General features: G+C 68.2%; 22 protein-coding genes and 2 tRNA genes. 18 read left to right on the top strand and 6 right to left on the bottom strand.

The window, feature by feature from the left end; genetic code table 11:
• The first annotated feature begins 49 nt into the window (after positions 1 to 49).
• The gene (locus C474_RS01125) at positions 50 to 994 is read left to right on the top strand and encodes a universal stress protein (RefSeq protein WP_008383124.1); all 945 of its coding nucleotides are present in this window, start codon (positions 50 to 52) and stop codon (positions 992 to 994) included.
• Between the two features lie 58 nt (positions 995 to 1,052).
• Here the strand turns inward: C474_RS01125 and C474_RS01120 are convergent, their stop codons facing one another.
• Complete coding sequence (locus C474_RS01120) at positions 1,053 to 1,439, bottom strand: thioredoxin family protein (RefSeq protein WP_008383122.1); 387 nt, start codon at positions 1,437 to 1,439, stop codon at positions 1,053 to 1,055.
• A gap of 258 nt (positions 1,440 to 1,697) precedes the next feature.
• Between C474_RS01120 and C474_RS01115 the strand changes: the two genes are divergently transcribed.
• From C474_RS01115 to rpsB, 13 genes are all read left to right on the top strand, one after another.
• A tRNA-Ser gene (locus C474_RS01115) sits at positions 1,698 to 1,782 on the top strand.
• A gap of 20 nt (positions 1,783 to 1,802) precedes the next feature.
• Positions 1,803 to 2,327 carry a 30S ribosomal protein S13 gene (locus tag C474_RS01110; RefSeq protein ID WP_008383120.1) on the top strand — a complete coding sequence of 175 codons (525 nt, stop codon included), beginning with the start codon at positions 1,803 to 1,805 and terminating at the stop codon, positions 2,325 to 2,327.
• On the top strand, positions 2,327 to 2,854 hold the full coding sequence (locus tag C474_RS01105) for a 30S ribosomal protein S4 (protein ID WP_008383119.1): 528 nt from the start codon (positions 2,327 to 2,329) through the stop codon (positions 2,852 to 2,854). Before C474_RS01110 ends, C474_RS01105 begins: the two co-directional genes overlap by 1 nt.
• A 3-nt stretch (positions 2,855 to 2,857) precedes the next feature.
• A complete protein-coding gene (locus C474_RS01100; protein ID WP_008383117.1) occupies positions 2,858 to 3,253 on the top strand; it encodes a 30S ribosomal protein S11 in 396 nt (131 codons plus the stop codon).
• A 9-nt stretch (positions 3,254 to 3,262) separates the two neighbouring features.
• Positions 3,263 to 4,045, top strand: coding sequence for a DNA-directed RNA polymerase subunit D (locus tag C474_RS01095; protein ID WP_008383115.1), 783 nt, complete (start codon positions 3,263 to 3,265; stop codon positions 4,043 to 4,045).
• 176 nt (positions 4,046 to 4,221) lie between these two features.
• Positions 4,222 to 4,306 (top strand) — tRNA-Leu (locus C474_RS01090).
• Positions 4,307 to 4,332: 26 nt separating this feature from the next.
• Entirely contained in the window at positions 4,333 to 4,683 is a 351-nt protein-coding gene (locus C474_RS01085) for a 50S ribosomal protein L18e (RefSeq protein ID WP_008383113.1), read from the top strand.
• Positions 4,680 to 5,117: a 50S ribosomal protein L13 gene (locus C474_RS01080; protein WP_008383111.1), complete on the top strand. Its 438-nt coding sequence runs from the start codon at positions 4,680 to 4,682 to the stop codon at positions 5,115 to 5,117. Before C474_RS01085 ends, C474_RS01080 begins: the two co-directional genes overlap by 4 nt.
• On the top strand, positions 5,111 to 5,509 hold the full coding sequence (locus tag C474_RS01075) for a 30S ribosomal protein S9 (RefSeq protein ID WP_008383109.1): 399 nt from the start codon (positions 5,111 to 5,113) through the stop codon (positions 5,507 to 5,509). Before C474_RS01080 ends, C474_RS01075 begins: the two co-directional genes overlap by 7 nt.
• A 12-nt stretch (positions 5,510 to 5,521) precedes the next feature.
• Positions 5,522 to 5,716, top strand: coding sequence for a DNA-directed RNA polymerase subunit N (locus C474_RS01070; RefSeq protein WP_008383107.1), 195 nt, complete (start codon positions 5,522 to 5,524; stop codon positions 5,714 to 5,716).
• Positions 5,713 to 5,892 (top strand): DNA-directed RNA polymerase subunit K, encoded by a 180-nt coding sequence (locus C474_RS01065; RefSeq protein ID WP_193363638.1) that lies wholly within the window; start codon positions 5,713 to 5,715, stop codon positions 5,890 to 5,892. The genes C474_RS01070 and C474_RS01065 overlap by 4 nt, the downstream gene beginning before the upstream one ends.
• A 2-nt stretch (positions 5,893 to 5,894) precedes the next feature.
• Positions 5,895 to 7,100 carry a phosphopyruvate hydratase gene (eno, locus tag C474_RS01060; RefSeq protein WP_008383104.1) on the top strand — a complete coding sequence of 402 codons (1,206 nt, stop codon included), beginning with the start codon at positions 5,895 to 5,897 and terminating at the stop codon, positions 7,098 to 7,100.
• On the top strand, positions 7,097 to 7,927 hold the full coding sequence (rpsB, locus tag C474_RS01055) for a 30S ribosomal protein S2 (protein ID WP_008383102.1): 831 nt from the start codon (positions 7,097 to 7,099) through the stop codon (positions 7,925 to 7,927). The genes eno and rpsB overlap by 4 nt, the downstream gene beginning before the upstream one ends.
• Before the next feature lie 55 nt (positions 7,928 to 7,982).
• Here the strand turns inward: rpsB and C474_RS01050 are convergent, their stop codons facing one another.
• On the bottom strand, positions 7,983 to 8,825 hold the full coding sequence (locus C474_RS01050; RefSeq protein ID WP_008383099.1) for a VOC family protein: 843 nt from the start codon (positions 8,823 to 8,825) through the stop codon (positions 7,983 to 7,985).
• 110 nt (positions 8,826 to 8,935) lie between these two features.
• Between C474_RS01050 and C474_RS01045 the strand changes: the two genes are divergently transcribed.
• Positions 8,936 to 9,916: a zinc-dependent metalloprotease gene (locus C474_RS01045; protein WP_008383097.1), complete on the top strand. Its 981-nt coding sequence runs from the start codon at positions 8,936 to 8,938 to the stop codon at positions 9,914 to 9,916.
• A 3-nt stretch (positions 9,917 to 9,919) separates the two neighbouring features.
• On the opposite strand, the gene C474_RS01040 is transcribed toward C474_RS01045, so the two are convergent.
• From C474_RS01040 to C474_RS01025, 4 genes are all read right to left on the bottom strand, one after another.
• Positions 9,920 to 12,319 carry a response regulator gene (locus C474_RS01040; RefSeq protein WP_083861932.1) on the bottom strand — a complete coding sequence of 800 codons (2,400 nt, stop codon included), beginning with the start codon at positions 12,317 to 12,319 and terminating at the stop codon, positions 9,920 to 9,922.
• A 274-nt stretch (positions 12,320 to 12,593) separates the two neighbouring features.
• Entirely contained in the window at positions 12,594 to 12,833 is a 240-nt protein-coding gene (locus C474_RS01035; protein ID WP_008383093.1) for a hypothetical protein, read from the bottom strand.
• Complete coding sequence (locus tag C474_RS01030; RefSeq protein WP_008383092.1) at positions 12,834 to 13,268, bottom strand: nuclear transport factor 2 family protein; 435 nt, start codon at positions 13,266 to 13,268, stop codon at positions 12,834 to 12,836. It lies immediately after the preceding gene.
• Between the two features lie 69 nt (positions 13,269 to 13,337).
• A complete protein-coding gene (locus tag C474_RS01025) occupies positions 13,338 to 13,898 on the bottom strand; it encodes a hypothetical protein (protein WP_008383089.1) in 561 nt (186 codons plus the stop codon).
• 152 nt (positions 13,899 to 14,050) lie between these two features.
• Here C474_RS01025 and C474_RS01020 point away from each other — a divergent pair, with 152 nt between their 5' ends.
• The 3 genes from C474_RS01020 to C474_RS01010 all read left to right on the top strand — a co-directional run bounded on the left by C474_RS01020 (position 14,051) and on the right by C474_RS01010 (position 17,775).
• Positions 14,051 to 16,777, top strand: a complete 2,727-nt coding sequence (locus C474_RS01020) for an AAA domain-containing protein (RefSeq protein WP_008383087.1) — start codon at positions 14,051 to 14,053, stop codon at positions 16,775 to 16,777.
• Positions 16,778 to 16,894: 117 nt separating this feature from the next.
• Complete coding sequence (locus tag C474_RS01015) at positions 16,895 to 17,383, top strand: DUF6789 family protein (RefSeq protein WP_008383085.1); 489 nt, start codon at positions 16,895 to 16,897, stop codon at positions 17,381 to 17,383.
• Positions 17,384 to 17,385: 2 nt separating this feature from the next.
• A complete protein-coding gene (locus tag C474_RS01010; RefSeq protein WP_008383084.1) occupies positions 17,386 to 17,775 on the top strand; it encodes a tautomerase family protein in 390 nt (129 codons plus the stop codon).
• The last annotated feature ends 13 nt before the right edge of the window (positions 17,776 to 17,788 follow it).

The following is a 17,788-nucleotide window of genomic DNA, read 5'->3' as shown; positions in this document are numbered from 1 at the left end:
CTCTTTCCCCTGACCGACAGTATATCCGTCCGCGCGGCGTATCAGTCGCATGACACCCTCTCCCGACGGCGGGTCGGCGCCCGGTTCGGGCGCCGGTGCCGATGTCGCTGCCGACTCGTTCTCCGTCTCCCACATCCTCCTCGCCACCGACGGGAGTCCCGGCGCCGAGGCGGCCGCCGCGCACGCCGTCGCACTCGCCGCGCGGACCGACGCGACGCTCCACGTTCTCGCCGTCGTCGACGACAGGCACGCCGACTCCTTTTCGACCGAGCAGATGCGCCGGCGGGAGCGAACGCGCGCCGCGATGGAGGGCGAGGAGGCCACCGCCACCGCGGCGCGGCGGGCGACGGCGGCGGGCGTCCACGCCCTCACCGCCGTCGAGGAGGGACGACCGGCGTCCGTCATCGCGGACTACGCCGCCGAGGTGGGCGTCGACGTCGTCGTCGTCGGCACGCACGGCCGCACCGGACTCGACCGCTTCCTCCTCGGGAGCGTCGCCGAAGCCGTCGTGGACGCCGTCGACGCCGCGGTGCTCGCGGTGCCGACCGTCGAGGGTCCGGACCCGACGCCCGACTACCGCCGCCACCTTCTCGCCGTCGGCAGCGACGGGAGCGCGGACCGCGCGGCCGACGCCGCGGTGTCGCTGGCGGCCGCCTACGACGCCGAAGTGACGGCGCTCTCGGTCGTCGACGAGCGGTTCGCCCGACCCTCGGCGCTCCGAACGTCGCTCGAATCCGCGGCGCGCGAGTCCGTCAGGGCCGTCGCCGTCGACGCGGCGGAGCGAGGCGTCTCCGTCGACACCGTCGTCGAGACGGGCGTCCCGGCGACGCGCGTCCTCGACGCCGCCGAGGACGGCGTCGACCTCGTGGTGGTCGGCGGGCGGGGGCGTCGCGGACTCGACGCCGTCCCCCTCGGGAGCGTCGCCCGGCGCGTCGTCCGTCGGAGTCGGGTGCCGGTGTTGGTCGTCCGCGGCGAGAACCGGAGAAAGAGCTAGTAGCGTCCGCACGTCTTCACTCACTCGACCGCACGATGCCGTACGGTCGGATGAGTACTCAGTTGCGGACGCTACTATCGTCGTCCGACTGCGACCGCGTCCCGGCGATGAACTCGTCGATGGCCGCGCCGCCCTGGAAACCCTCGGCGAGGGTTCCGATGCGCTCGCCGTCCTCGAACAGGACGAGGGTGGGAACGCTCCTGATGTCGAAGCGGTCCACGAGGCCGACGTCGTCGCGCGGGTTGCAGAGGGCGACCGTCAAATCCTCGTGCGCGCGGGCGACGTTTCCGAGGACGGGTTCGATGCTCTGACACAGCGTGCAGCCCTTCGTGTAGAAGTCGACGAGGACGAGGTCGTTCGCGGCGACGAGTTCGTCGAGTTCGGCCTCCGATTCCACGGTGACGGGTCGGTTCGGCGCTCCGGTCGCGGGTGAGTTCGCGCTCATACGTCGTATTCGTCCCTCCGGGGGATAGCCGTTCGGCGGTTCGTCCGCCCCGGCGCACGCCCGCCGCGTGGTACCGCGAACCGTGGTCTGTCGAACGCCGGGAAACGGCGGGGTTCAGGGACGCTCTGGCGCGTGTGGCGCGTTCTCACTCGAGCGCCCTATCGTGATGCTTAAGTAGGGCCCACGTTTTGTTGCGACTGCAATACGCTGTAGGGGCAAGGGTCCCGAGTCCGAGAGGGCGACAGTACCAGAGCATATGTTGCGGTAGCCAAGCCTGGCCCAAGGCGCAGGGTTGCTAACTCTGTGGCATATCGCCTCCGGGGTTCGAATCCCCGCCGCAACGCTCGCCCCGACTTTCCAGCCATGAGTGCAGAAGAACCACAAGACGACGCTCCCGAGGAGGAGGAAAACCTCCGATACTTCGTCCGAATCGGTCAGACCGACCTGGACGGCACGAAGTCGGTAGAGCGGAGTCTCTCCGACATGAAAGGTATCGGCAAGCGCACGGCGCGCATCGTTACCGACGCCGCGGGTGTGGACCGAACGGCAACGTTCGGGCTTCTCGACGAAGACGAAATCGACTCGGTTGTCGACGTCGTCGAGAACTTTACCGACCACGCCCCCGAGTGGATGATCAACCGCCGCGACGACTTCTACAGCGGCGAGACCACCCACAAGACCGGCTCGGATCTCGAAGAGAAGCGCCGCCACGACATCAATCGCATGAAGATGATCAGCTCCTACAAGGGCGTCCGACACAAGCGCGGACAGAAGGTGCGCGGACAGCGCACGAAGTCCACGGGACGTACCGAGGGGACCATCGGCGTGAACGTCGAAGCGATCAAGGAAGAACAGGCCGCCGAAGAGGCGGCGGAGGGTGACGAGTAATGGCGACCGGCAAGAACACCAAGTTCTACGAGACGCCGAACCACCCGTTCCAAGGCGAACGTATCGCGCAGGAGGCCGACCTCCTCGGGCGCTACGGGCTGAAGAACAAAGAGGAACTCTGGCGCGCCCAGTCAGAACTGCGCGATTACCGCCGCGAGGCCCGACGCCTCATCGGCGAGGCGCAGGGTGACATGGAAGCCGCCGAGGAACTCGGCGAGGAGTTCCTCGACCGACTTCGCCGCTACGGCATCCTCTCGCAGGACGCCGACATCAGCGAAGTGCTCGGTCTCGACGTGACCGACATCCTCGAACGCCGCCTGCAGACCGTCGCCTACCGGAAGGGCATCGGTCACACGCCGAAGCAGTCGCGGCAGTTCATCATCCACGGCCACGTCGTCGTCGGCGAGGGCCGCATCACGCGCCCCTCGAAGAAGGTCGAAGCCTCCGAGGAGGACCTCGTCGCGTTCGACGAGGGCAGTCCCCTCTCGGACGAACTGCACCCCGAACGCGCCGAGGGACAGGAGTAACCAATGAGCGAATCCGAAAACACCGGCACGACGTGGGGCATCGCCCACGTGTACGCATCGTTCAACAACACCCTCATCACCGTCACCGACCAGACCGGCGCCGAGACGGTCGCGAAGTCGTCCGGTGGCGCCGTGGTGAAGCAGAACCGCGACGAGGCGTCGCCGTACGCGGCCATGCAGATGGCCGGTTCGGTCGCAGAGGAGATCAAAGCGGCCGGCATCGACGCCCTGCACGTTCGCGTGCGCGGGCCCGGCGGTAACCTCAACAAGAGCCCCGGACCCGGCGCGCAGGCGACCATCCGCGCGCTTGCTCGCGCCGGCCTCGAAATCGGCCGTATCGAGGACGTCACGCCCATCCCGCACGACGGGACTCGCGCGCCGAAAAACAGCCGACTCTAACCCAGAACCATGGCAGAAGATTTCGAGGTCGAGTTCATCGAACGCGACGACCGGAAAGCCCGCTTTCTCGTTCGCGGGATGACGCCGGCGGTTGCAAACGGCATCCGCCGGGCGATGATCGCGGACGTGCCGACGTTCAGCGTCGACACCGTCCGGTTCGTCGAGAACTCCTCGGTCATGTTCGACGAGATGATCGGTCTGCGTCTCGGCCTCGTTCCGCTGACGACCGACCTGGGCGACTTCGAGGAGGGTGACGTCGTCACTCTCGCACTCGACGTCGAGGGACCGGCGACGGCCTACTCGGGCGATATCGAGACGTCCGACGGACTCGTCCAACCGGCCGACCAGAACGTGCCCATCATCGAACTGAAGGAGGGTCAACGCCTCGAACTGGAGGCCGACGCCGTCCTCGGGCGCGGGAAGGAACACGCCAAACACCAAGGCGGCGTGGCCGTCGGCTACCGACATCTCCACCGCGTGGAGGTCGTCGGCGACGCCAACGAGTTCGACGAGCAGGAACCGAACATCCTGCGCGGCGTCATCGAAGAGCAGGCGGCCGAACACGCCGCCGACGAGGGCGCGCAGAACGGCGACCTCGTCCCCACCGAGGCGTTCGACAACGACCTCGCGAAGCGGTATCCCGGAAAGGAGGTCGAAGTCCACGACGTCCCCGGCGCGTTCGTCTTCCACGTGGAGACGGACGGGTCGTTCACCGTCGAGGAACTCGTTCGCCGCGCCGTGGAGAGCATCTCCGACCGCGCGGCCGAACTCGAAGAGAAAATCGCGATATAGAACCATGACTGCCCCTCACACTACCCGACGACACGCCGCGAGCGCAGGAGCGAACGCGTCCGGCGTGCGAGTCGCCCGAACGGCCGCCCTGACGGCCGCCGAGTCGAGCCAACGGCTCACAGGGAACCGTCGGACCGAAACTGGTTTGAAGGGGCACGCAGTACGTCGGAGTGCGCGCAGGGATAGCCAAGTCTGGTCAACGGCGCGGCGTTCAGGGCGCCGTCCCATAGGGGTCCGCAGGTTCGAATCCTGCTCCCTGCACTCCGTTTTCTCTCAACAGATAGACAATGAGTAAGACTAACCCGAGACTCAACAGTCTCATCGCCGAGCTAAAGGCGGCCTCGCGCGACTCCGGAGCCAACGTGTGGCAGGACGTCGCGGACCGTCTGGAGAAACCCCGGCGCACCCACGCAGAGGTCAACCTCGGTCGTATCGAACGGTACGCCAAGGAAGACGAGACGGTCATCGTCCCCGGCAAAGTGCTGGGCAGCGGTGTGCTGGAGAAGAACGTCACCGTCGCGGCTGTCGACTTTTCGTCGTCGGCCCGCAAGAAGATCGAGCAGGTCGGTGCGACGGTGACGCTCGAACAGATCGCAGAACAGAACCCCGAGGGATCAGACGTGCGGGTGATCCGATGAGTCTCGCAGAGTTCGACGCCGACGTGGTCGTCGACGCGCGGAACTGCATCATGGGCCGCGTCGCCAGCGAGGTGGCCCAGAAGGCCCTCGCCGGCGAGAAGGTCGCCATCGTCAACGCCGAGGACACGGTCATCACCGGGTCCGAGGACGACGTGATGGGACGCTACCGCAAGCGCGTGGAAGTCGGCTCCGACCAGGGTCCGTACTACCCCAAGCGGCCGGACCGCATCTTCAAGCGCGCCGTCCGCGGGATGGTCCCGTACAAGAACGACGACGGCCGTGAGGCGCTCTCGAACGTCCGCGTCTACGTCGGCAACCCGTTCGACGAGGACGGCGACGTCGTCGACGGCACTTCGCTGGACCGCCTCTCGAACATCAAGTTCATCTCGCTCGGAGAGGTCTCCGAGAAACTGGGTGCTAACGTCACATGGTAACGAACACGTCAGGAAAGAAGAAGACGGCCATCGCCCGCGCCACCGTGAGCGACGGGGAAGGCCGCGTCCGTATCAACTCCCGACCGGTCGAACTGAGCGAACCGGAGATGGCCCGCCTGAAGATGTTGGAGCCGTTCCGCATCGCCGGCGAGGAGCTCCGGTCGCAGGTCGACATCGACGTTACGGTCTCCGGCGGCGGCTTCGCCGGACAGGCCGACGCGACGCGCACGGCTATCGCGCGCGGTCTGGTGCAGCATCTCAACGACGCCGAACTCCGCGACGCCTACATGGACTTCGACCGCTCGCTGCTGGTGAACGACGTCCGCCAGTCCGAGTCGAAAAAGTGGGGCGGACCGGGCGCCCGAGCGCGCTACCAGAAGTCCTACCGCTGAGGTGATTCAGCTATGATGATCCCCGTCCGGTGTTTCACGTGCGGCAACGTCGTCGGCGAACACTGGGACGAGTTTAAGGCCCGCGCCCGCGAGGGCGACGAAGACCCCGCCGAAGTCCTCGATGACCTCGGCGTCGAGCGTCACTGCTGTCGACGCATGATGGTCTCACACAAAGACCTCGTGGACGTGGTGGCACCGTACCAATAATGCACCAGCGTTACAACCGATACGAGAAGGCACGCATCCTCGGCGCGCGAGCGCTGCAGGTGTCGTACGGAGCGCCGGTCCTGCTCGACACGGACCAGAGCGAACCCATCCTCATCGCGGCCGAGGAGTACGACGCCGGCGTGCTGCCGTTCACGGTCAGACGAGAGGGTAAGTGAACATGACACTCATCACAGACGTACGACTCCGACGCGTCCTCGACTCCCGGGGCAACCCGACCGTCGAGGCGGACGTACTCACCGAGTCGGGCGGCTTCGGTCGCGCGGCCGCGCCAAGCGGCGCGAGCACCGGCGAGTACGAGGCTATCGAACTCCCGCCGTCGGAGGCCATCGCGGCCGCCCGACGCCACGCCATCCCGCGCCTCGTCGACGAGGTGTACGCCGGGAACCAGCGCGAGGTCGACGGAGCACTTCGCGCGGCGGACGGGACGGACAACTTCTCGGAGGTCGGCGCCAACAGCGCCGTCGCCATCTCGATGGCGGCCGCGAAAGCCGGCGCCGACGTGCTCGGTGCGCCCCTGTACCAGCATCTCGGTGGCGCGTTCCGTGGTGAGAACTTCCCGACGCCGCTCGGTAACGTCGTCGGCGGCGGCGAACACGCGAAGGAGGCCACCCACATCCAGGAGTTCCTCTCCGCGCCGGTCGGCGCGCCGAGCGTCTCGGAGGCCGTCTTCGCCAACGCCGCGGTCCACGACCGCATCTCCGAGATACTCGACGACCGCGATATCCCCGCCGCGAAGGGCGACGAGGGCGCGTGGGCGCCGCCCATCTCGGACGCGGAAGCGTTCGAGGTGGTCGACGAGGCCGTCTCCGACGTGGAAGACGACCTCGGCTTCGAGATCGGATTCGGCCTCGACATCGCTGCGGCCGAACTGTACGACGAGGACGAGGGCGGCTACGTTTTCGGCGACGAGGTGAAGTCGACCGACGAGATGGTCGACTACGTCGCCGAGATGGTTGCGGAGTACGACCTCGTCTACGTCGAGGACCCCCTCGACGAGAACGACTACGAAGGCTTCGCGGAGTTGACCGAGCGCGTGGGCGACCAGACGCTCGTCTGCGGTGACGACCTGTTCGTCACGAACGTCGAACGCCTGCAGGACGGCATCGACGTGGGCGCCGCGAACTCGATTCTCATCAAGCCGAACCAGATCGGCACCCTCTCGGACGCCTTCGACGCCGTCGAACTCGCCGTCCGGAACAACTACGACGCGGTCATCTCCCACCGTTCCGGAGAGACGGAGGACACCACTATCGCACACCTCGCCGTCGCCACCGACGCCGCCTTCATCAAGACGGGGGCGGTGCAGGGCGAGCGAACCGCCAAACTGAACGAACTCATCCGCATCGCGGACGACGCAGTATGACAGACAACGACAACGAAGCGGTCGAAGTCGTCGACGAGGACGTCGCGGAGGCCGAAGACGCCGACGCCGACGCCGCCGAGACGACGGAGGCCGAGACGACAGAAGAAGAAGTCGCCGAGGCCGAGACGGCCGACGCCGGAGCCGACACCGAGGAGGCTCCGGCCGAGGACGAGGCCGAGGCCGAAGCAACCGAAGAAAAAGAGGAGGCCGGACCGGCCTTCGACGAGGACGTCATGCCGGACGAGGAGGCCGACCTCCTCATCCCGGTCGAGGACTACCTCGCCGCCGGGGTCCACATCGGGACCCAGCAGAAAACGAAGGACATGGAGCGGTTCATCCACCGCGTCCGCGACGACGGTCTGTACGTCCTCGACGTGAGCCAGACGGACTCGCGCATCCGCACCGCCGCGGACTTCCTCGGGAACTACGACCCCGAGCAGATTCTCGTCACGAGTTCGCGCCAGTACGGTCGATTCCCGGCGAAGAAGTTCGCCGACGCCGTCGGCGCCCGCGCCCGCACGGGACGGTTCATCCCGGGCACGCTGACGAACCCCGACTACGCCGGCTACATCGAACCCGACGTGGTCGTCGTCACCGACCCCATCGGCGACGCGCAGGCGGTCAAGGAGGCCATCACGGTCGGCATCCCCGTCATCGCCATGTGCGACTCGAACAACCAGACCTCGAACGTCGACCTCGTCGTCCCGACGAACAACAAGGGTCGACGCGCCCTGTCGGTCGTCTACTGGCTCCTCGCCAACGAGACGCTCGACCGCCGCGGCACCGACCAGGTCTACGAACTGGAAGACTTCGAAGCCGAAGTCTAACTCCGACGCTTCGACCGACGACGGTTTTCCTTTCTCTCGACCGCCGAGCGACCGCTCAGTCCCCCCGTTCCGCGACGCCGAGTCGACCACCGAACCGCTCGTGGTCGAACCACGCCGCCCGCCGGTCGCCGTCGCGCCCGAACGCGAACGGGTCGCCGAGCGAGAAGCGCTCGCGGGCCGCCGCGAAGTCGTCGACGCCGAGGAGGTACGCGCACGGTCCCTCGCCGACCGCCTCGATCCGCTCCCGGAGCGGACCGCCGTCGCCGGCCTCCGCGAGGGCGACCGGAGAACCCGGACAGACGCGCAGGCGGTCGAACGGGCCGGCGGCGTCGACGGGCGTCGGCAGGCGGTGGCGTCGGGTCAGCAGGTCGGCCGACGTCCCGATGTCGTCGACGGCGAGGACGACGGCGGCGAGACCGACTAGCGGGGAGTCGACGAGACCGGAGTCCGGCGTCGTCCGGTACGACCGGGGCGTTCGGTCGGCGATGAGAAACGGGAGGCGTTCGTCCCCGTCGGGGCCCTCGAAGCACATGTCCCACTCGACGCGCGTCCCGTCCGGACGGACGCGCGAGGCCTCGTGCGGGCCGTCCACGCGGACGCCGCGGTCGATGGCCGATTTCGCCGCCGCGGCCACGTCGGGCACGTCGAGACACCACCCCGCGGGTCCGGCGTCCGCGGCGAGGTGGGCGGGCCAGAACCCGGCGTCGGCGGGGTCGGTGTCCTCCGTCGGGGCGACGAGTTCGAGGTAGGCGCCGTCGGGGAGGCCGACGACGGCCATGTGCGTCGTTCCGGTTCCGTGCGGGCCGCCGTACTCTGTGGGGAGTCCGACGGTCTCCGCGACCGCGCGCAGGTCGTCTAAGTCGCTGCCGCCGAAGGCGACGTGGTCGATGGCGAGCACGCCTGTCTCTCGGCGCGAGCGCGCATAAATGGGGGGACGGCGGTCCGACCGATACGCGTACGGCGAGCGGACGGAACAAGGGTTTTGTCTCCCGACCACTACCACCGTGTATGGATATCCTCCGTAGCGTCCACGCGGTCGCGACCGCTTCGGGCGACGGCACCGGCACCGGCGCCATCGACTGGATCGCCGTCGCCGACGCCGCGAAGAACGTGACCGACCCCGGCGACCTCACGCTCTCCGAGGCCGACCGTCAGGGGTACGCGACGGACGTTCGAGACGCCCGCCGCCGCCTCCGCGACGTGGGTGACGTCGAGTTCGACCTCCCCGACAGTATCGAGGTGCAGAGTCGTCACCACTGGATCGACGCGAACATCCGGACGTTCGAGCGCGTGATGCGACCCATCGAAGAGCGCGGCCGCGTCACCCTCCCCGGCGTGACCCGCGTCGTCAACACCGGAACGATGGCGTTCATGCTGTCGTTCCTCGGCAAGAACGTCCTCGGGCAGTACGACCCCCTCCTCCTCGCGGAGGGCGACGAGGAGCACGGACTCTACTTCATCCACCCGAACATCGTCGACGCCGCCGAGTCTCTCGACGTCGACTTCCCCCGCTTTCGACGCTGGATCGCCTTCCACGAGGTGTCTCACGCCGCCGAGTTCGGCGCGGCCCCGTGGCTATCCGACCACCTCGAAACCCGGATGCAGGACGGACTCGACGCCCTCGCGGACGGGCAGTTCGACCGCGAGGCGTTCTCGGACCTCGACACCGCGATGACGGCCGTCGAGGGCTACGCGGAACTGCTGATGGACCGGGCGTTCGACGAGGAGTACGAGGACCTCCGCGAGAAACTCGACGCGCGGCGCAAGGGCGGCGGTCCCGTCGCTCGCCTCGCCCGTCGCCTCCTCGGCCTCGGGATGAAGCGCCGCCAGTACGAACGCGGCGCGCAGTTCTTCGAGACGGTGGCCGACGAACGTGGCGTCGCCGCCGCCTCGGCGGTGTGGGAGCGTCCGGAGAACCTCCCGACCGAGGAGGAACTGGAGAACCCCTGGAAGTGGATTGCCCGGGTGAATCCCGACTCGCGGCTGTAACGCTCAGTCGCCGTCGACGACGTCGACGCCGGTGACCTCGAACCGCGCGCCGCCGTCGGCGCTCTCGGTCACGCGAACTTCCCAGCCGTGAGCGTCGGCTATCTCCCTGACGATGGCGAGTCCGTACCCGGTCCCGTCGCGCTCCGTCGAGTACCCGTGCTCGAACACCTTGTCGCGGTCCTCGGCGGAGATTCCCGGCCCGTCGTCCGCCACGTAGAAGCCGTCGGTCAGGTTGCCGACCGAGACGGTCACCGTCCCGTCACCGTGTTCGACGGCGTCGTCAGGCGAAGCCTGACTGCCCGTGGAGCCGTGCTCCACGGCGTCACCGGACATGGTCCGGTGGCCTGTCGAACCATGTTCGACAGCGTTGCGGACGAGGTTCTCGAACAGTTGCCGCAGTCGCGTCTCGTCCGCGCGGACTGTCCGCTCGGTCTCGACCCGGAGGGTCGCGTCGTCCGTCGGGACGTTCTCCCAGGCACGCTCTGCGACCGGTCCGAGGTTGACGACCGAGACGGCGTCGATGACGTCCCCCGACCGGGCAAGCACGAGCAGGTCGTCGATGAGCCTGCTCATCCGTCTGAGCGAGCGCTGCGCGGGCGCGAGATGGGATAGGTCCTCGGTCTGTTCGGCTAGTTCGACCGACCCCATCGCCACGCTCAGCGGGTTCCGCAGGTCGTGCGAGACGATGGAGGCGAATCGGTCCAGTCGCTCGTTCTGCCGCTGCAACCGCTCGTTCGCCTGCTGTCGCTGAAGCTCCGAACTCACCCAGCGGCTCATCAGGTCGACGAGCGTGACCTCCCACTCGGAGAACGGCTCGTTCCGGGGTTCCGTATCGTAGAAGCAGAACGTCCCGTAGACGCCGTCGTCGACGAACACCGGGGTTCCGAGGTAGCAGGAGATGCCCCACTCGGTAAAACCGGCTCGGTCGGTTTCGTCCGGCGCGTCGCGTTCGACGTCCTCGATGACGAGGGTTTCCTGGGTCGCCGCGGCGATTTCGCAGTTGGTCGCCGACACCGGCACGACGTCGCCCTCGCGGATGCCGTCGTCGGCCGCGTCGACGACCTCGAAGTAGTAGTCGTCGCCGCGAATCCGCGATAGCGTCCCGTAGTCGACCCCCAACTGCGCGCGGCCGAGTGCGAGGAGTTCCCGGACCCGTTCGTCGAAAGATAGCTCGGGGTCGGCGGTTGTCTCGTACATCTCCCGGAGGACGCGTTCGCGCGTCCGCCGGTCGGTGATGTCCCGGTCGGAGACGATTATCTCTGTCACCGCCCCGTCGTCGTTCGTCACCGGTCTGAGCACGCCGTTGATGACGCGACGCCCGTCGGAGCCGACTATCTCGGCCTCGAACGGGACGTACTCCCCCGACGCCGCGCGGTCGACCCACCGCTGGACGTCGTCCCGGAGGGAGTCGTCGTCGCCCCACCAGGGCGTCTCGCGGAACGGCGCGCCGAGTATCGCCTCGCGGTCGGCGTCGATGTAGTCCATCGCGGTCCGGTTGACGTCGAGGACCGTCCCGTCGGGGGTGAGCACCCCCACGAGGACGTTCGGGTCCTCGAACACCGCCTCGTACTGGCGCTCCGTGCGGGCGAGTTCTTCCTCGCGGGCCCGGCGGCGGGTGATGTCGCGGGTCGACCCACCGACGTGCGTCACCCGCCCGTCGGGGCCGGTTATCGGTTCCCCCTTGACCCAGACGTAGCGGTGGTAGCTCTCCGTCTCGTTGACCCGGTACTCGATGTCGATCGACCGCCCGTCCGAGAGGGCCTCCATCGCCCGTTCGACCCGGTCTCGGTCCTCGGGGTGCACCGCGTCGAGGAACGCTCGGGGGTCCGCTCGGAGGGCCGACAGCGGTTGCCCGTAGACGTCCTCGTAGGATGCCGTCACGAACACCGTTTCGCTCCAATCGCTGGAGAACAACCAGAGCACGTCGTCGGTGCGGTCGACCAGTTCGGAGAACAGGTGCTGTATCTCGTCCATCGAGGTCCGCGTTCGCTCGCGTTCGACCGCGTTCGCGATTCGGTTCGCCAGCACGGCGTAGTGGTCGGTTCCGGACTCCTTCTGGAGGTAGTCCGTCGCGCCGGCCGTGATGGCCTCGCTGGCTACCTCCTCGGACCCCCGCCCGGTGTAGAGGATGAACGGGAGGTTCGGTCGGGTCGCGCGGATGGTTTCGAGGAAGTCGATGCCGGTCTCTTCGGACATCTCGTAGTCGGAGACGACGCAGTCGAACTCCTCCTCGGACAGTCGGTCGAGGCCCTCGTCCACGCTCGTCGCCGTCTCGACCACGAGTCGGTCGTCCGCCCGTTCGAGAAACGCCGCGACCAGTTCGCCGAGGTCCGGCGCGTCGTCGACGTGGAGGACGCGAATCCGGTCGGTTGACGACGGCGAGACGCCCGCAAATTCGGTCATCTGCCGGTCCTCTCGGAGGTCGGTCCCGCAGCGTCCTCGGGCGCGGCGGTCCGACCGCATCGGTTCGTTGTCATGGGTTGGTGAGTTCGGTGTCGAGACGGGTCGAAGAGCCCGGTTGAGGCAGAATCGAAAGACGGAGCGACCCGGTTCCCGCCCGGCGGCGAGACGGTCGGCCCGCGCGTTCGTCCCACGGCGTTTCCGGATGCTGTCGGATAAACGTTCGTCTCCGAGGAGTTATCGCGGGCCGCTCCCGCCGGTCGATGGCGCCCCGCACTCATCGACTGCGACCGCGGTTCGTCGTCGCCACGAAGTCGGCCCACCAACGGACGAGAAAGAAGATGAGGAGGAGGCCGACGAACAGACCGACGAGGAACGCGCCGCCGACGAGAGTGGGCGTCCCGCCGGACTGGAACGCCACCAGCGCGCCGGAGACGGCGACGAGGAGGACGAACCCGACCTTCAGATGGGTGCTCGCGGCGGCGCGTTCCTCGTCGCTCATGCTCGGTCCGACCATTCAGCCGTCCTCCGGGTCGTGCGCGACGCTCACGTGCATCCCGAGGAACACCCACTCGTCCGTCTCGCCCCGGCCGTTCTCGTCGTCCCCGTCGCTCGCGCCGCCGTCCGCGGACCGCCGTTCGAGCGTTCCGCTCCACCGCGTGTCGAACGCGCGGTCCTCGCCCGCCTCAACGTCGGTCCACGCCATCCGGACGTCGTCGGCGAAGGCGGCGTGGTCGTCGCGTTCGACGACGCGCAAATCGCCGCTCTCCACCGTCCAGTCCGTCGTCGTTCGGGTCTGTTCGCGGAGTCCCTCGGCGACCGCGTCGTAGCCGACGAGCGTCTCGCCCACCCCGAACTTCGTTACCTCCCCGGATTCCGCGAAGTAGGGGTACAGCGGCTCTCCGCGACGGAGGGCCTCGTAGTAGTCTTCGACGGTCGCCCGTGCGCTCATGTTCGATACGTCGGCGCGAGGGGATTTGAAAACACGGTTCCGCGGTTCGAGGACTCCCGCCCGACGCCGCTACTGGAAACCGCGGCCGACCTCGTCCTCGTCGATGAGTTCCTCCAAATCCTCGCTCAACAGGTCGTCGGCGTCGGCGAACTCCTCGGTCAACTCGTCCAGTCGGTCGGGGCGGCCGTCGAACTCGTACTCCATCGGGCCGAACGCCGGACTGTCCACCGCGTCCATCAGGTCGGTGAAGAAGTCCTCGGGGGTCGTCGGTGCCTCGGCGTGGACCTTCACGGTCTCTTCGAGTCGGGTCGCCATCGACTTCGCGTGTTCTTCGTCCGACGGCGGCGACTGCACGGCGAAGCGGCCGCCGTCGTCACCGTCGCCGCGGCGCGGGAGGAGCGGTTCGATGTCGTCGTCGATGCGGCGGGCGACGCGCGAACCGACGCCGCGGACTTCGAGCGGGTTCTTCGCGTACGTCTTCAGTTCGTAGACGCCGGCGTCGGGGTGCCCGATGAACAGTTCCTCGCCGAGGCCCTTCTTCCGGTGGCCGGCGACGGCTCGCCAGCCGTCGGGGTCCGCGCCCGACTCGGTGACGTCCGAGAGTACGTCCTTCCAGTCCCTGACGTGCATGCCGAGGCGTACCACGGCGTGTCGGATGAGCGTGCCGGTTCCGGCGGCGGATACTGGTGAGACGAAGTCGCGACCCGCGAGTGAGCGGTTCGACTACCCCCATCGGTCCCCGCAACCGACAGCGTTTTTCGCGCCGGCGCGGACCACTCCGTGTGAACCTCCGCGGCCGTCTCGTCGAGGTGGGCGAGGAACGCGAAGTGGAGACGCAGTACGGACAGCGGTCGCTCGCGGAGATGACGATTCGCCCCGACGGTGTCGGCAGCGCCGACGCCACGGACGCCGCGGACGGCGACGCGACGGTCCGGGTGACGCTCTGGGGGAAGTGGACCCACACCGCGGACCTCGCCGACCCCGGCATGGACCTCCTCGTCACCGAGGCCGAGGAGTCCGAGTACCGGGGCGAGACCACCTACGCCACGTCGAAGGAGTCGTACGTCGTGCTCGAACCCGACTTCCTCGTCGACGTGACCGACGTGCGCTCGTGGGTGCAGTGCCCCCGGATGTACTACCTGAACAAACTCTCGGGCATCCCGCTGAACTACCCCGTGGTGAAGGGGACCGTCGTCCACGAGGTGTTCGGGGACCTGTTGCGGGGGCGGGACCTCGAAGATTCCATCGACGAACGCGTCGCCGAGGCGGGCCTGCAACTCGGCCTCCTCGGCTACGACGCGGGGGAGGTGCGAGACGAGGTGCGGCGGAACGCGGCCGCCATCGAGGGCTGGTTGGCGCAGGGCACCCTAACGGGCGAGGCGGCCGACGCCGCCTCGTCGGAGTGGGACGGCGGTCCCTCGGAGGACGAGTGGCGCTCGGAGTACACGCTCATCTCGCCGACGTTCGGAATCAAGGGGCGTGCGGACGCCCTCCGGCGCGGGATGCCCGTCGAGTTGAAGACGGGCAAGAACCTCAAGCGCGACCCGCGGTTTCAGGACAAGATTCAGGCCGCGGCGTACGCCCTCGTCCTCGCCGAACGCGGCGTCCCGGCCGACACGGCGACGCTCCTCTACACGAAGAACACGGCCTTGGACCGCAACGAGGAGTCCGGCGACCTCTCGCCCGCCAAGGAGTTCTCGGTGGGCAAGGGCCTCCTGGATTTCGTCGTCCGCAAGCGCAACGAGATAGCCGCGATGGAGTTCGACTTCTCGGTGCCGACGGGGTTCGAGGCCGACGCCCGGTGCGAGTACTGCTTCGAGCAGGACACCTGCATGGTCGTCTCCGGTCGACTGGACCAGGAGTCGAAGGCGGGGCAGATAGGCACGCCGCTCCCCGAGGACGAACGCGAGTACTTCGACCACCTCTACCGCGCCATCGAGGAGGAGCGACGCGAGACGCACCGGGAGTACCGCAAACTGTGGGAGCAGTCAGCCGAGGAGCGCGCCGACGACGACCGGGCGCTGATAAACCTCGACTACCTCGACCGGCGCGAGATAGCGGGCGAGCGCTGGGAACTCCGCGCGCGGAAACCGGACGGCGCGGTGTCGAAACTCCGCGAGGGCGACGTCTGCCTCGCCAGCGACGGCGACCCGGTGGGCGGACACGCCGAACTCTGCCGCATCCGCGAACTCGGCGAGGAGGTGGTCGTCACCGCGGACGAACCGGTCGAACTCCGCCGCCTCGACGTCTACCCCTCCGAGATATCGGTCTCGCGGATGCTCACCGCCCTCCACGACGCCCTGCTGAAGGGGTCGGAGGACCGCAAGGACGTGCTGTTCGGTCGGCGCGACCCCGCGTTCGCCGACCGGAGCGCGGAGACGTACATCGACAACAACGAGGCGCAGAACCGCGCGGTGAGGCTCGCGGTGGACGCCGACGACGCCGCACTCGTCCACGGGCCGCCGGGGACGGGCAAGACGTACACCATCGCGCGCACCGTCCGCGCCCTCGTCGACGAGGGTCAGCGGGTCCTCCTGTCGGCGTTCACCAACCGCGCCGTCGACAACGCCTTGGAGGCCCTCCGCGAGCAGGGGTTCGAGGACGCGATTCGCGTCGGCACTGAGAACGGCATCCGCGAGGACATGCTCGACCTCCACTTGGAGACGGCGGGCGACCCGAACGACCGCGCGGCGGAGTTGAACGACGCGCCCGTCGTCGCCGCCACCACCTCCTCTTGTGGGTCGCGGATGATGCGCGAGCAGTCGTTCGACGTGGCCCTCGTCGACGAGGCGTCGCAGTTGACCGAACCCGGAACGCTCGCGGCCGTCAACCTCGCCGAGCGGTTCGTCCTCGTCGGCGACCACCAGCAGTTGCCGCCGGTCGTTCGCGCGGAGAACGACCTGCAGGAGTCGCTGTTCGAGCGACTCATCGACCGGTACCCGGAGGCGTCGGTAATGTTGGACCGCCAGTATCGCATGAGCCAGCGCATCCAGGCGTTCTCCTCGGCGGAGTTCTACGACGGCGCGCTCAGACCCGCCGACGGCGCGGTGGCCGCGCAGCGACTCTCGGACCTCGGCGTCGCGGAGTCCGCACTGCCCGAGGAACTCCGCGACCCCGTGGCGTTCGTCGACCCCGACGGGTCGCGCGTCGGCAACACCAACCCGACGGAGGCCGACCGCGTGGCCGAAATCGTCGACGCTTACGTCGCCGCCGGCGTCGACCCCGACGACGTCGGCGTCATCGCCCCGTTCCGCGCGCAGGTCGCGGAGATAAGCAAACGGACGGACGTCACCGTCGACACCGTCGACCGCTTTCAGGGCTCCTCGAAGGAGGTCGTCCTCGTCTCCTTCGTCGCCACCGGGGCGCTGGACGGCCCCATCTTCGAGGACCACCGACGCGTCAACGTCGCCCTCACGCGGGCGAAGAAGGCGCTCGTTCTCGTCGGCGACGCCGACGCCCTCGGGTCGGACCCCTTCTACGCGCGGATGCTCCACTGGGCGCGGCGGTGAGGGCGTCGGAGACGCGCGAGCCTCGTCGGGCCACCGTCCGACGGCGGTGAGGGCGTCGTCGGTCGGTCGCCCGTCGCGCGAGAACGTTTTTGCTCGTGGGGTGCGAAACCGTCGCATATGTCGCGGAAACAGACGCCGATGTCCCGACCGGAGGCCGACTCGGAGGGGCAACTGCTCGGCGTCAGACAGGCGGCGCTGGGGGCGGCGGCCGGACTCGCGGGGATGGCGGTGATGGTCCCGATTCTCGGGGTCGCGTGGCTGGTCGGAGCGTTCGAACTCTCCGCCGTCGCCGGTCTCGCGAGCATCGTCGGGTTGGGCGATAGCTTCCTGCTCGGCGCGATAATCTTCGTCGGCGGCGGGATGACCACGATTCCGCTCCTGTTCGCCTCGCTGGCGGTGTTCATGCCGGGCGAGAGCATGGGAGCGAAGGGCGCCGTCTTCAACGCCATCGTCTGGACCGGATTCGCCGTCGCCTTCTGGTCCGAGCAGACGGGGGTCACGCTGGCGCTGTATCTCCTGTTGACGCTCGCCGCGCACGTCGGCTACGGGTACGTCCTCGGGACCGTCTACGGCCGCTACGCGACCATCCCGGTCTACGACGTCTAACGATGCCGCTGCTCCAGTTCGACACCACGGCCGAGGTGAGCACCGAGGAGAAGGAGGCGTTCACGGACGAGGTGACGGAGGCGTACGCGGCGGAGATGGCGACGACGACGGGGCACGTCGCGGTGGTGATACGCGAGCATCCCCCGGCGAACCTCTCGTTGGGTCGCGCCGAGGAGGGCCCGCTGTGCTTCCTGAGCGCCGACGTTCGCGAGGGGCGGTCGTTCGAGCGCAAGCGGTCGTTCGCCCTGACGGCGATGGACCTGGCCGCCGAGCGGTTCTCGATACCCGAGGCGAACCTGAAGGTGTCGTTCACCGAGCACGCGGGCGAGGAGTTGATGGGCGTCGACCGGGTGGGCGGGGAGTGGTCCGAGTCCGAAGAGGAGAGCGGGTGAACGGAAAGAAAAG

This window comes from Halogeometricum pallidum JCM 14848, from assembly GCF_000337095.1.
Taxonomy (GTDB): domain Archaea; phylum Halobacteriota; class Halobacteria; order Halobacteriales; family Haloferacaceae; genus Halogeometricum; species Halogeometricum pallidum.
This window is presented reverse-complemented; position numbering and strand designations above follow the sequence as displayed.

Coding starts and splice junctions, on each gene's coding strand:
- C474_RS01125 (WP_008383124.1), top strand. CDS start 50: ATGACACCCTCTCCCGACGGCGGGTCGGCGCCCGGTTCGGGCGCCGGT.
- C474_RS01120 (WP_008383122.1), bottom strand. CDS start 1,439: ATGAGCGCGAACTCACCCGCGACCGGAGCGCCGAACCGACCCGTCACC.
- C474_RS01110 (WP_008383120.1), top strand. CDS start 1,803: ATGAGTGCAGAAGAACCACAAGACGACGCTCCCGAGGAGGAGGAAAAC.
- C474_RS01105 (WP_008383119.1), top strand. CDS start 2,327: ATGGCGACCGGCAAGAACACCAAGTTCTACGAGACGCCGAACCACCCG.
- C474_RS01100 (WP_008383117.1), top strand. CDS start 2,858: ATGAGCGAATCCGAAAACACCGGCACGACGTGGGGCATCGCCCACGTG.
- C474_RS01095 (WP_008383115.1), top strand. CDS start 3,263: ATGGCAGAAGATTTCGAGGTCGAGTTCATCGAACGCGACGACCGGAAA.
- C474_RS01085 (WP_008383113.1), top strand. CDS start 4,333: ATGAGTAAGACTAACCCGAGACTCAACAGTCTCATCGCCGAGCTAAAG.
- C474_RS01080 (WP_008383111.1), top strand. CDS start 4,680: ATGAGTCTCGCAGAGTTCGACGCCGACGTGGTCGTCGACGCGCGGAAC.
- C474_RS01075 (WP_008383109.1), top strand. CDS start 5,111: ATGGTAACGAACACGTCAGGAAAGAAGAAGACGGCCATCGCCCGCGCC.
- C474_RS01070 (WP_008383107.1), top strand. CDS start 5,522: ATGATGATCCCCGTCCGGTGTTTCACGTGCGGCAACGTCGTCGGCGAA.
- eno (WP_008383104.1), top strand. CDS start 5,895: ATGACACTCATCACAGACGTACGACTCCGACGCGTCCTCGACTCCCGG.
- rpsB (WP_008383102.1), top strand. CDS start 7,097: ATGACAGACAACGACAACGAAGCGGTCGAAGTCGTCGACGAGGACGTC.
- C474_RS01045 (WP_008383097.1), top strand. CDS start 8,936: ATGGATATCCTCCGTAGCGTCCACGCGGTCGCGACCGCTTCGGGCGAC.
- C474_RS01040 (WP_083861932.1), bottom strand. CDS start 12,319: ATGACCGAATTTGCGGGCGTCTCGCCGTCGTCAACCGACCGGATTCGC.
- C474_RS01035 (WP_008383093.1), bottom strand. CDS start 12,833: ATGGTCGGACCGAGCATGAGCGACGAGGAACGCGCCGCCGCGAGCACC.
- C474_RS01030 (WP_008383092.1), bottom strand. CDS start 13,268: ATGAGCGCACGGGCGACCGTCGAAGACTACTACGAGGCCCTCCGTCGC.
- C474_RS01025 (WP_008383089.1), bottom strand. CDS start 13,898: ATGCACGTCAGGGACTGGAAGGACGTACTCTCGGACGTCACCGAGTCG.
- C474_RS01015 (WP_008383085.1), top strand. CDS start 16,895: ATGTCGCGGAAACAGACGCCGATGTCCCGACCGGAGGCCGACTCGGAG.
- C474_RS01010 (WP_008383084.1), top strand. CDS start 17,386: ATGCCGCTGCTCCAGTTCGACACCACGGCCGAGGTGAGCACCGAGGAG.